9 protein-coding genes and 1 pseudogene are annotated in these 11,765 nt (G+C 68.7%); 7 read left to right on the forward strand and 3 right to left on the reverse strand.

Going from position 1 to position 11,765, the window contains the following annotated elements; all coding sequences use genetic code 11:
- Positions 1 to 131: 131 nt before the first annotated feature.
- Positions 132 to 563, forward strand: coding sequence for an HIT domain-containing protein (locus J7656_RS00850; RefSeq protein ID WP_004599124.1), 432 nt, complete (start codon positions 132 to 134; stop codon positions 561 to 563).
- A gap of 77 nt (positions 564 to 640) precedes the next feature.
- Positions 641 to 1,476 (forward strand): annotated as a pseudogene (locus tag J7656_RS00855) (P-loop NTPase family protein).
- A 23-nt stretch (positions 1,477 to 1,499) separates the two neighbouring features.
- Here the strand turns inward: J7656_RS00855 and J7656_RS00860 are convergent.
- Positions 1,500 to 2,021: a DUF7858 family protein gene (locus J7656_RS00860; RefSeq protein ID WP_017341846.1), complete on the reverse strand. Its 522-nt coding sequence runs from the start codon at positions 2,019 to 2,021 to the stop codon at positions 1,500 to 1,502.
- Positions 2,022 to 2,184: 163 nt separating this feature from the next.
- Between J7656_RS00860 and J7656_RS00865 the strand changes: the two genes are divergently transcribed.
- Positions 2,185 to 3,210 carry a transcription initiation factor IIB gene (locus J7656_RS00865; RefSeq protein ID WP_017341845.1) on the forward strand — a complete coding sequence of 342 codons (1,026 nt, stop codon included), beginning with the start codon at positions 2,185 to 2,187 and terminating at the stop codon, positions 3,208 to 3,210.
- Here the strand turns inward: J7656_RS00865 and J7656_RS00870 are convergent.
- Complete coding sequence (locus tag J7656_RS00870; protein ID WP_017341844.1) at positions 3,193 to 4,497, reverse strand: RNA-guided endonuclease InsQ/TnpB family protein; 1,305 nt, start codon at positions 4,495 to 4,497, stop codon at positions 3,193 to 3,195. The two genes, J7656_RS00865 and J7656_RS00870, sit on opposite strands and share 18 nt — an antisense overlap.
- Before the next feature lie 517 nt (positions 4,498 to 5,014).
- Positions 5,015 to 5,860, reverse strand: a complete 846-nt coding sequence (locus J7656_RS00875) for an HFX_2341 family transcriptional regulator domain-containing protein (RefSeq protein ID WP_017341843.1) — start codon at positions 5,858 to 5,860, stop codon at positions 5,015 to 5,017.
- A gap of 128 nt (positions 5,861 to 5,988) precedes the next feature.
- Here J7656_RS00875 and J7656_RS00880 point away from each other — a divergent pair, with 128 nt between their 5' ends.
- The 4 genes from J7656_RS00880 to J7656_RS00895 all read left to right on the forward strand — a co-directional run bounded on the left by J7656_RS00880 (position 5,989) and on the right by J7656_RS00895 (position 11,765).
- The gene (locus J7656_RS00880; protein ID WP_017341842.1) at positions 5,989 to 7,644 is read left to right on the forward strand and encodes a GTPBP1 family GTP-binding protein; all 1,656 of its coding nucleotides are present in this window, start codon (positions 5,989 to 5,991) and stop codon (positions 7,642 to 7,644) included.
- A gap of 291 nt (positions 7,645 to 7,935) precedes the next feature.
- Entirely contained in the window at positions 7,936 to 9,573 is a 1,638-nt protein-coding gene (locus J7656_RS00885) for an ABC transporter substrate-binding protein (protein WP_211553799.1), read from the forward strand.
- 207 nt (positions 9,574 to 9,780) lie between these two features.
- Positions 9,781 to 10,776 (forward strand): ABC transporter permease, encoded by a 996-nt coding sequence (locus J7656_RS00890; RefSeq protein ID WP_283091178.1) that lies wholly within the window; start codon positions 9,781 to 9,783, stop codon positions 10,774 to 10,776.
- Entirely contained in the window at positions 10,776 to 11,765 is a 990-nt protein-coding gene (locus J7656_RS00895; RefSeq protein WP_211553801.1) for an ABC transporter permease, read from the forward strand. The genes J7656_RS00890 and J7656_RS00895 overlap by 1 nt, the downstream gene beginning before the upstream one ends.

The raw sequence follows: 11,765 nt of genomic DNA on the forward strand, positions 1-11,765 counted from the left end.
TTCGGCGCGGCGGATATAGGTCCGTTGGCGGAGCGGGCAGCTGTCGCTCCTCGGCGGGGGTACGGGGCGGCGAGCACCGACGAACCGCGGCCCGGGAAACCTTGATGAGACGCCCGAGCGATCGCTCGGGTATGTCCGACGACTGTATCTTCTGTTCGATCGTCGCCGGGGACATCCCGGCGCGCACCGTCTACGAAACCGACGCCGTGCTCGCGTTCTTGGACGCGAACCCGCTCGCGCGCGGGCACACCCTCGTGATTCCGAAGTCGCACGCGCAGCACGTCGGCGACCTCGACGCCGACCTCGCGAGCGACCTGTTCGACGCGGTCGCGTCGCTCACGCCGCGGATCCAGGACGCGGTCGACGCCGACGGCGCCAACGTTGGCGTCAACGACGGCGAGGCCGCCGGCCAGGAGGTTCCACACGTCCACGTCCACGTCGTCCCGCGGTTCGAGGGCGACGGCGGCGCGCCGATCCACGCGGTGGCGGGGGAGCGACCCGACCTCTCGGACGACGAGCTCGACGCCGTCGCCGACGAGGTCGCGGCCGCGATAGACGGGTAGGAGGCGCGACGGACCCGCGGCCCGCGCCGCCGCTCGCCTTCGCGGTTTTTACAAACGGCCTCCGGCGAGAGCGGCACATGCAGGCGACGACGCTCGCGCTGGTCGGGGCGACCGGCGGCGCGGGGACGACGCGGACCGCTGTCGAGCTGGCGGCGATGGGCGCGCGCGACGGCGACGACGTCGCGGTCGTCGACGCCGCGTTCACGACGCAGGGACTCTCCGAGTACGTTTCCGGACGGATCGACCCCGACCTCACCGCGCTCCTCACCGAGGATCCGGACGCGGCGCTGTCGGCGGCGGCGTACCCCCTCGCCGGGACCGGTGCGAGCGCCGACCGGCCCGAACGCGGTAACGGGGGATCGGTGACGGCGCGGACGACGCGCCGAACCTCCCGGGACGGGTCGACGCGATACCCGCGAGGGCGCCGTTCGAACGCGTCGCGCGGGCGAAGACCGCGGAGGCCGCCCGGAAGCTGGAGCGCCGGATCGACGAGGCGGCGACGACGTACGACGCGGTGGTCGTCGACGCCGCGCCGGTCGGGTCGAACGAGGCGGTCGCGGCCGCCACGACCGTCGACCGCGCGGTCGCCGTCAGGCCGGCGACGGCCCACGGGCGCGACGCGGTCCAGCGGCTCCGCGGGCGGATCGCCGACGTGGGCGGAAGCCTCGACGCGACGCTCGCGGTCGAGCGAGCGGGGGTCGACGGCGAGAGTGACGAGGACGAGCGCGACGACGGCGCCGGCGGCGTCGTCCGCGTGCCGACGACCGATCCCGCGGTGGCTGCCGCGCCGACCGCGGCGACGGGAGACGACGCGTACGCGCGGGCGATCGCGGCCGCCTACGAGACCGCGTTCGACGCGTCGCTCGGCGTGGAGTTCCCAGAGCCGGGGCTCGTCGAACGGTTCACGCCCTGAGATAACTCGAGGAGAGTCCGAACTCAGCGGAGCCCGTCGCCGGCGCCGAGCGCGTCGCCGAGGGGGTCGTCGGCGCCGAGCCCCTCGCCGAGCGGCGCGGAGCCGGCGACCTGCGCGTCGACCGCCTCCGCGACGGGCTCGACCGGGTCGTGCGTCTCGACGTACGTCGCCAGCGCGAAGTCGGCCTCGTCGCCGCCGGTGAGCTCGACGGCCTCGCTGCGGGCGGTCCGGCCCGCCAGCCAGTCGCGGACGACGTCGCGGCCGGTCGGCGACAGCGGGCAGACGCCTGCGACGCCGCACCGGTGGAGCGCCTTCGCGGCCGTCATCGGGGAGACGCCCGCCTCGCGGGCCGCGTCGCCGACACTCCGCCCGGCGGTGTAGGCGTCGACGAGCGTGGCGGTCGCCTCGGGCGTACACGGGAGCGACTCGGCGTGATCCGACAGGCGGTCGACGAGCGGCGTGTCCGTGTCGTCCGCGAGCGCGACCCCCTGATCGCGCTGGCGCGAGGTCACCTCGACCCCCGCCGCGATCTCCGACAGCGTCATGCGAGCAGATGGCCCGGCCGGAGGGTTAAAACCACCGTACTGCGGCGCCCTCGACCGCCCGATCACCGACCGATAACCGGTCGGTTCGCGCGCCGCGATCCGGCCGATCGACCGCCGATTCGCCCGGGTTTAAGTAAGGCATCGGGCCGGAGTTCGACGTGTGATGAGTGACGCACCCTCGACCCGCGTTCGTTCGCCCCGGACCGAGACCGACGATACCGCGACCGCCGACCGCGCTGCGACCGCTGACCGCGCGGCGACCACGGAGCAGGTCTCGGCGGGCGAGGAGTCCGAGACGCCGGCCGCCGAGGAGAGCGGCGACCGCGAGACGTGTCCCGAGTGCGGCGGCCGCACGCGCGTCGACGGCGCGGAGCGCGTCTGCGCCGACTGCGGGCTCGTCGTCGAGGCCGACCGGATCGACCACGGCCCCGAGTGGCGGTCGTTCGACGACGACGATACGAACCCCAAGCGCACCGGCGCCCCCCTGACGCGCTCCCGCCACGACCGCGGGCTCTCGACTGAGATCGGCCGCTCGACGAAGGTGAAGGGGCGCAAGCGCCGCCGGCTCGCCCGGATGCGGACCCAGCACAACCGCGCGCAGATCTCGACGAAGCGCGACCGGAACAAGGTGTACGCCTACACCGAGATCCGGCGGCTCACCGGGGTCATGGGGTTACCCGACAGCGTCCGCGACGCCGCCTGCGCGCTGTTCGACTCGGCGCAAGAGGAGAGCCTGCTCCGCGGGCGCTCGCTCGAAGGGTTCGCCGCGGCCTGCGTCTACGTCGCCTGCCGCACCGCCGACGTGGCCCGTACCGTCGGCGAGGTGTGCGCCGAGGCGAAGGCGACGGAGGCCGAGCACCGGGCCGCCTTCGACGCCATGAACCGCGAGCTCGGCCTGCCGATCGCCCCGAGCGGTCCCGCGGAGTACCTCCCGCGGTTCGCCAGCGACCTCGGCTGCGACCCGGCCGTCGAGCGCCGCGCAGGCGAACTGGCCGAGCGCGCCGTCGAGGAGGGGATCGCGAACGGCCGCAACCCCGTCGGCGTCGCCGCCGCCTGCCTCTACACCGCGGCCCGCGAGCTCGACGAAGAGTGTACCCAGCAGGAGGCCGCCGACGTCGCCGACGTGACGCCCGTGACGGTCCGACGGACGTACGTGGACCTAACCGAGGAGTCAGTGACCCACGACTGAAGTCGTGGGCTTGTCAGTGGACTCCCCTTCTGTCGTCGAATCGACGCTGGCGGTGAATCCGCCCTTCAGGTTCAGCGTCCCTGACTTTAGCGCACACTGACAGCGTGCGCCTCCATCCGAAGACGTCTGCCCCGAATGGAGTCGTTTCAACAGTTTCCGAGCGATGTTCTTGCTCGCGTTGTAATCCGCGTTCAGTTCGTACTCGCACTTCTGACACGCGAACTGGTGTTTCGACCCCCGATTTCTCTCGTGTGTGAAGCCGCACTTCGAACACCGCTGAGACGTATATGCGGGACTCACCTGCTCGACTTCAATCTCGAGCATCTCTGCTTTGTACTCGACGTACTCGTACAAGCGTCGGAACGCCCACGCGTGGAATCGCTTCGCACCAGTCATCCGATCCCGGATATCGGTCAAGTTCTCGAACGCGACGTGCGTACATCCGTGATCGCGAGCTTCGTCGAGAATCTGGTTCGAAGCACGATGGAGTTCGTTCTGTATCCAGCGGTGTTCGCGGTCGTCCATCGACTGGATCGACAGGTGTGCCGACCGCGTGCCCGTCTGTTGCATCGACCCGCGGGTCTTCTCGAACTCGCGGCGTCGATGGTTCATCTCGTCGGCGTTCCCGATGAACGCGCCCGTCGAAGTCACGGCGAGCGAGCCGTCCACGTTCAAATCGACGCCAAGGACTGTTCTGTGCTCGGCGTCAGAAGCAGCAGCCGTGGACTGCTCGTGTTCCTCGCGTTCAGTACGGCGCATCCGCGCGTGGAGGTAGAATGAGTCGGTCGAGCGGTCGTACTGGAGCGTGGACATCCGAAACTCGTAGTCCTCGTTCAGCAAGTACTCGCCGATCGGTGTTCCCATGGGATCGTCAGGGATCACGTACTCACACTCGACGCGCCCGTTCACTGTTGAAAGAGAGACGTGGTCGCGGTGGAACGTCGCGGAGCGCTTGTCGTAGACCACGCTCCACGCGTCGAACTGTGGTTGGCTGGTGTTTTCGCCCTTTTTGAGTCGGGCGACACCGCTTTTTGTGGCTTCGATAGCGCGTCGAATCCCTTTCTGGACGAGGTTCGCAGTCAACTCCGTTTCGTCGCGAAGTTGGTCGTAGAGCGCGTTCTCGGCTTGTTGTTTCGAGGTGACGCAATGTCCATCTCGATGTCTCCACGCCCACGCTGCGGTCGTGTTCGCACAGTGGAGGAACTGCTCTTTGGTCTGATGGAGGTCGTCGCACCGCTCGTTGGGCACGTCGAGTTTGACTTTGACGGTGCGAATCACATCCCCCATCTACATTTCACATGTTGATCTATTTATTCATAAATTCTGCGGCTGGTAGTGGGGGGTCAGGTTGCTATCGCTCAAGGTATGTTGCGGGGAGTGTCGGATTCCTCCCACGTCATCAGAACTCTATGAGTTCTGATTGGCTAACGAGACGCTTTGCGTCTCGTGAACGGCTGAAGCCGTGGGCTTCCTGCTCGTTCCTCTGTGAACGAAAGAGCGGAGGAACGGCGACGGCGGGGCCGTCGCTTCGTGACGGTCCGCCGGGCGGGCGCGGCGGCGTCAGCGGGGGCCGGTCGCCGCGAGAGGGAGCGGCGGCGACCGGCGACCGATAGCGGACAGGCGGGGTGGAGGGCGGGGAGGGCGCCCCGACCGTCCGGCGGGCGTCACGCATCTAAATCGAAGCGCGGGGGATAATTCTACGTTAGCCGTCGATAGTACGGACAGACCGAACAGCGCGTTCGAATCGGATGAGTCGCGTCGTACGTGTCGACCGGTCGACGCTCGTGGGACGAGCGAAGCCCCGCTACTCCTCTATCTTGTGCTTGAACGCGAAGAAGACGCGACGACCGGTCTCCGTGAGCCGGACCGTGTCGGAGCGGCCGACGTCCTCTAATTCGACGTAGCCGCGGTCGCGCAGCGGCGAGAGCACGTGCGTCTCTAAGGCGCGGTACTTCGCCGTCCGGCTCTCGCCCGCCTCGCGCAGGAACGCGAGGTCGCGCTCGCGCGCCCACTCGATGAGGTTCCACTTGTCGGTGGTGACGTTCTCCTCGGCGCGCTCGTGGAGGCGACCGAGGACGGCGACCTGATCGGTCGTGGGCGCGTCCATCGGGTAGATCGGGAGGTCGACGGTGCGGGCGACGCCCTCGGTGAGCGGCTCCTCGCGCCGGTCGTGGCGGTGGCGCTCGGGCTCGACGCTGTAGGGGCGCGCGCCGACGATCATACACGCCAGCGCGACGCCGACGGCGGCGATCCGCGGCCCGGTCGAGACGTTCCCGAAGAGGCGGTCGCCGTCCGCCGCGCTCGCCTGATGGCGGGCGGCGACCGTCGTCGTCACGCCGAGCACGTCGTACACGTCCGCGAGCGCGACGGGGATCGGTCGGACCGCGGCGAACTCGGCGGCGGCCGTCCACGCGTCGCGCTGGTAGTCCGTGAGCCCGTCGGGGTCGACGCGGGTGTCCGCGGGGTCGGCGGCGCTGGCGGCCTCGAAGTCCACGTCGCCGCGGGCCCCCTCGCGGTCGGGGGCGTCGACGAGGAGGTAGGCGACGTCGGCGCCGTGGCGGCGGAGGGGTTCGACGATCCGGTCGCGCTCGTAGCCGAGCGGGACGACGTGGACGCGGCGTTCGGCGACGCTGGGGACCGAGGTGTCCATACCCTCCTTGTCCGCGGGGATCGGATAAATAGCCCGCCGGAGCGCTCCCGGAGAGGGACGGCCGATCACGAGTCGTGGGGTCACGTACCACGAAAACCGTTAAGCCGAGTCCTCGCCTACGAGGGGACATGAGCGCTGACCGGTCCGCCCTCAGGCGGGCCATCGAGCGCGGCGAACGGGACGGCGGTGCCATCGAGTTCAAGGAGCGGCTGACCCGGGAGGTCCACCTCGCCGACGGGCGCATGGAGTCGCTCGTGGCCCAGCTCCGCCACCGCGTCCTCTCCGGGGACGGCGAGGCGACCTACGTCCTCGGCGTCACCGACGACGGCGGGCTTGCCGGAATCTCCCCCGAGGCCTTCTCGGAGACGATGGACGTGCTGTCGCTGCTCGCGGACGAGGCGGACGCCCACATCGCCGACGTCGAGACGTGGAGCGCCGGCTCCGGCGGCGACGGCGACGAGGCTGGGCTGGTCGGGCTCGCCACGCTCCGCGACGGCGGCGTGTTCGAGGCCGACGAAGACCACCTCGTGGTCGGCACCGCGGGCCACGTCGACCACGGGAAGTCGACGCTCGTCGGCACGCTCGTCACCGGCAGGGCCGACGACGGGCAGGGCGGCACGCGCGGCTTCCTCGACGTCCAGCCCCACGAGGTCGAGCGCGGCCTCTCCGCGGACCTCTCGTACGCGGTGTACGGGTTCGCCGACGGCGCCGACGAGCCGGTCCGGATGGATAACCCCCACCGCAAGGCCGACCGCGCGGGCGTCGTCGAGGCGGCGGACCGGCTCGTCTCCTTCGTCGACACCGTCGGCCACGAGCCGTGGCTCCGGACGACGATCCGCGGGCTCGTGGGCCAGAAGCTCGACTACGGGCTGCTCGTCGTCGCCGCCGACGACGGCCCGACGAAGACCACCCGCGAACACCTCGGGATCCTCCTCGCGACCGAGCTGCCGACGATCGTCGCGATCACGAAGGCGGACGCCGTGAGCGACGAGCGGCTCGCCGAGGTCGAGCGCGAGACGGAGTCGATGCTGCGCGACGCGGGACAGACCCCCCTCCTCGTCGACCGCCACGGGGTCGACACCGCGGTCGCTGAGGTCGGCGACGGCGTCGTCCCCCTGCTGCGGACCAGCGCGGTGACGAAGGACGGGGTCGAGACGCTCGATCAGCTGTTCGAGCGCCTTCCCAAGCGCGCGACGCCCGACCGCGAGACCTTCCGGATGTACGTCGACCGCAGCTACAAGGTGACGGGCGTGGGCGCGGTGGCATCCGGCACGGTGAACTCGGGGACCGTCGAGACGGGCGACGAGCTCCTGCTCGGTCCCATGCCCGACGGGTCCTTCCGCGAGGTGGAGGCGCGGTCGATCGAGATGCACTACCATCGGGTCGACAAGGCGACCGCGGGGCGGATCGTCGGCATCGCGCTGAAGGGCGTCGACGAGGCGGAGATCGAACGCGGGATGGCCTTAGTGCCCCGCGGGAGCGACCCCGAGCCGGTCCGCGAGTTCGACGCCGAGGTGATGGTCCTGAACCACCCGACCCGGATCCAGGAGGGGTACGAGCCGGTGGTCCACCTCGAAACCGTCTCCGAGGCGGCCGCGTTCTACCCCGAGGAGGGACGGTTGCTCCCGGGCGACACGGGGGAGGCCCGCGTCCGCTTCAAGTTCCGGCCGTACCTGATCGAGGAGGGGCAGCGGTTCGTCTTCCGCGAGGGGTCGAGCAAGGGAGTCGGAACCGTGACGGGCACCGGAGACGCGGCCGAGGACCCGCCGCCGCGCGGTCGCTGACTCGCGACTCGCCGGTGACTCGCGGCCCGGCGATAATTCGCGACTCGGCGATAATTCGCGACTCGCGGCCGGCGTTCCGGCCGCTCGGCGCGCGAGAGCATCAGATATTTTATTTTATGCTTTCGACTGCGGATCGATCGGTGGATTTCGGATCGCGGCAGTCGTTTCTTCCTCATTCGGACGACGTTTGGGGGTGAGGGTGCGCAAAAAAGGACAACGAAGCGACCAGAGGTGACCGTACGGACACGGTGACCCAAAATACTTATTAGAGTGAAACAAGAGGTCGGCTGTATGCGTCGACAACACACACAACGCATTTCGCGACGGAAGCTCCTCGCCAGCGGGGCGGCCGGTACCTCCTTCATGCTCGCCGGGTGTACCGGCGGGGGAGACGGCGGTGACGGTTCCGACGGCTCCGACGGCGGCGACGGCTCCGACGGCGGCGACGGCTCCGACGGCGGGAGCGCCCCGACGCTGTACTTCTCGCAGGTGAAGGGCCCGCTCGACCTCGATCCGGTCGTCCTGAACGACGTGCCGTCCGCACAGATCGCCGGGCGGATATTCGACGGGATCTACGAGTACGACGACGCCCTCGGGATCGAACCGAAGATCGCGGCCGATCAGCCCACCATCGAGCGCGACGGCACGCGCTACATCGTCCCGATCCGCGAGGACGCCGAGTTCCAGAACGGCGACCCCGTCACCGCGGAGGACGTCATCCACACGATGCGGGCCCCCGTCGAAGAGGAGACGGGGAACGCCGCCGAGGTCGACATGGTCGACACGGCGGAGGCGATCGACGAACACACCGCGCAGTTCGACCTGTCGTACCCCTACGGCGCGTTCCCGATCGCGATGATCCGGAGCGTCGTCAACGCCGAGGTCCGGCAGGAGGACACGGAGGCGTACAACCAGGACCCGGTCACCTCGGGCCCGTTCCAGCTCATCGAGTGGGAGCCGGAGGACTACGCCACCGTCGAGCGGTGGGACGACTACTGGGACAGCGACAATCTCCCGGAGATCGGCGGGATCGAGTTCGAGCCGATCGAGGAGCAGACCACCCGCGTGACCGAGCTCGAAACGGGGAACGTCGACATCATCGAGACGATCCCGCCGCAGCTGTACGAGACGGTCGAGTCGAACCAGAACGCCAGCGTCACCGAGGTCCCGGGGATCGGGTACTTCTACCTGGCGTTCAACTGCGGCTCCGGTCCGACGAGCGACCCGCTCGTCCGAGAGGCGGTCGACTACTGCGTCTCGCTGGACCAGGCGGTCGAGAACTTCGTCGAACCGGCCGGCGTGCGGCAGTACACTCCGTACCCGGCCTCGATCTCCGAGGAGTGGGACTTCCCCGTCGACGAGTGGTCCGACATCCAGCACAGCCAAGACCTCGAAGAGGCGCAGGCGTTGTTCGACGAGGCCGGCGTGCCGATGGACTACAACTGGCGGATCATCGTCCCGCCGGACGACAAGCGCGAACAGATCGGCATCTCCATCGGTGACGGCCTCCAGAACGCCGGGTTCGAGAACGTGGAGGTCCAGCGGCTCGACTGGGGGACGTTCCTCGACGCGTACCTCACCGGCGAGGAGGACGACTACAACATGTACACGCTCGGCTGGTCGGGCGCTCCGGACCCGGACACGTTCGCGTACAACCTGCTCAGCCAGGAGACGGAGGGCGTCACCAACGGGACGTTCCACGAGTACGACGAGGCCTCCGAGATGCTGACGCAGGCCCGCGAGTCCGCCGACCGCGAGGAGCGCCGCCAGCTGTACATCGACGCGACGACGACGCTGCTCGAAGGGCGCGTCCACCTGCCCGCGTACAACCTGAACAACTCCTACGGCGTCCGCAACGTCGTGGAGGGCTTCAGCGCGCACCCGATCTCGTCTGAGATCCAGATGGACGACGTCACGGTCAGCCGGTAACCCGGCCAACAGGCGGGACGCGGTCCCCGCGTCTCGTCCGTGACGACGAACGCAGGGAGTTTTCGGCGCGGCGATGGACGCGGACTCTCCCGGACGGTCGCGCCGCGTTCGACCGTCCGTCCACGGCCGCCAGACCGACGCGTCGGCGGGAGCGAAACGGATAAGCGACAGCAAAAACCGAATCGAAGCAACGAGGAATCCACGACAGTGAGTCTACTTCGGTACACACTCCGGCGGTTCGCACAGGCGATACCCGTACTGATAGGTATCGTGACGATAACGTTCTTCCTGGCAAACCAGATCCCGGGCGACCCGGTCGAGATCATGCTCGGGCCGACGCCGGCCCAGGAGCAGGTGGAGGCGATCCGCGCCCAGTACGGCCTCGACCGCCCGATCTACGAGCGGTACCTCACCTACCTCGCCGGCGTCGCGACCGGCGATCTCGGACTGAGCATCTACTACGACCGGCCGGTGATGGAGATGATCCTGCTCCGCCTGCCGGTGACGCTGCTGCTCATGCTGTCGGCGTTCGCGTTTGCGATCGTCACCGCGATCCCGCTGGGCGTCATCTCGGCGAAGCGGCGGAACGAGCCGGCCGACCACGTCTCTCGGATCGTCTCGCTCATCGGCGTCTCGACGCCGTCGTTCTGGATCGGGCTGGTGTTGATCATCGTCTTCGCGTTCCACCTCGGGTGGTTCCCCGCGCGGGGGCTCATCCTCCCGTGGGAGAACCCGGCTGACGTCCGGGGGGCGGCGACGCGGTTCGAGGTGATACGCCAGTCGATCCATCACCTGTTCCTGCCGATGATCGGCCTCGGGACGCTTCAGATGGCTCAGATCACCCGGATCGAGCGCTCGTCGATGGTCGATTCCCTCCAAGGCGAGTACGTGAAGCTCGCCCGGGCGTACGGCGTGCCAGAGTCAACCATCGTCCGCAAACACGCGTTCCAGGTCGCGCAGCTCCCGGTCATCACCATCATCGGACTCGGGCTGTCGACCGCGCTCGGCGGCGCCGTCCTCACGGAGACCGTCTTCGAGATTCAGGGGATGGGCCGGCTGATCATTACGGCGATCAACAACCAAGACTACCAGCTGATCATGGGAACGACGCTCGTGTTCGGGTTCGTCTACGTGATCGGCGTGATCGTCACGGACATCACGTACAGCTACCTCGACCCGCGGGTCACCTACGGTGACGAATAATGTCGGTAAACAGCGCAACTTCGGACGACGACACACCGGACAGCGGCGACGAGAGCGGCAGCGGGCCCGACGAAATCGAGGCCCGCGTCGGCCTGCGGTACACGCTGAAGCAGGTCAGACAGGACACGACGGCGCGGATCGGGACCTACATCGTCGGCTTCATCACCTTCGTCGCGGTGTTCGCCGCGGTCGACTACTACGTCCTCGATTACGCGATCGCGGAGGCGGTGCTGTACAACCCCGAGACCGATCCGGAGCGGGTCAGGCGCCTCCTCCCGCCGGTCGGCATGGAGAACCAGTTCGGGACGGGGACGATCGAGCATCCGCTCGGCACCGACCACCGGGGTCGCGACCTGCTCTCCCGGACCATCTACGGGACGCGGATCGCAATGACGGTCGGGTTCCTCGCGACCGCCATCGGCCTCGGCGGCGGCACCGTCATCGGCGCGGTCTCCGGCTACTACGGCGGCTGGATCGACGACGTGCTCCAGCGGGTCACCGAGACCATCTACGCGATCCCGTTCCTCGTCCTGGTCATCGCGTTCATGACCGCGTTCGGACGCGACCTCACGTTCGCGATGATCGGCGTCGGGATCACGGCGATTCCCGTGTTCAACCGCCTCATCCGGTCGCGGGTGGTCTCCATCCGCGAGGAGGACTACATCGAGGCCGCGCGGGCGGCCGGGGTGAAAGACCGAAACATCATCTTCCGGCACATCATCCCGAACAGCTTCGCGCCGGTGCTGGTCCAGGCGACGCTCCAGGTCGGCGTGAGCATCCTCATCGTCGCCGGCCTCTCGTTCCTCGGCTTCGGCGCGCAGCCGCCGACGCCGTCGTGGGGGCAGATGTTGTCCGCCTCGCGCGGGTACATGCTCCCCGCGCCGACGTTCAGCATCTTCCCCGGTATCGCTATTCTGATCACCGTCATCGGCTTCAACATCCTCGGCGACGGTCTACAGGACGCCCTCGATCCGCGGATCAACAACTGA

The sequence above is a fragment of the Halorubrum ruber genome (assembly GCF_018228765.1).
Taxonomy (GTDB): Archaea; Halobacteriota; Halobacteria; order Halobacteriales; family Haloferacaceae; genus Halorubrum; species Halorubrum ruber.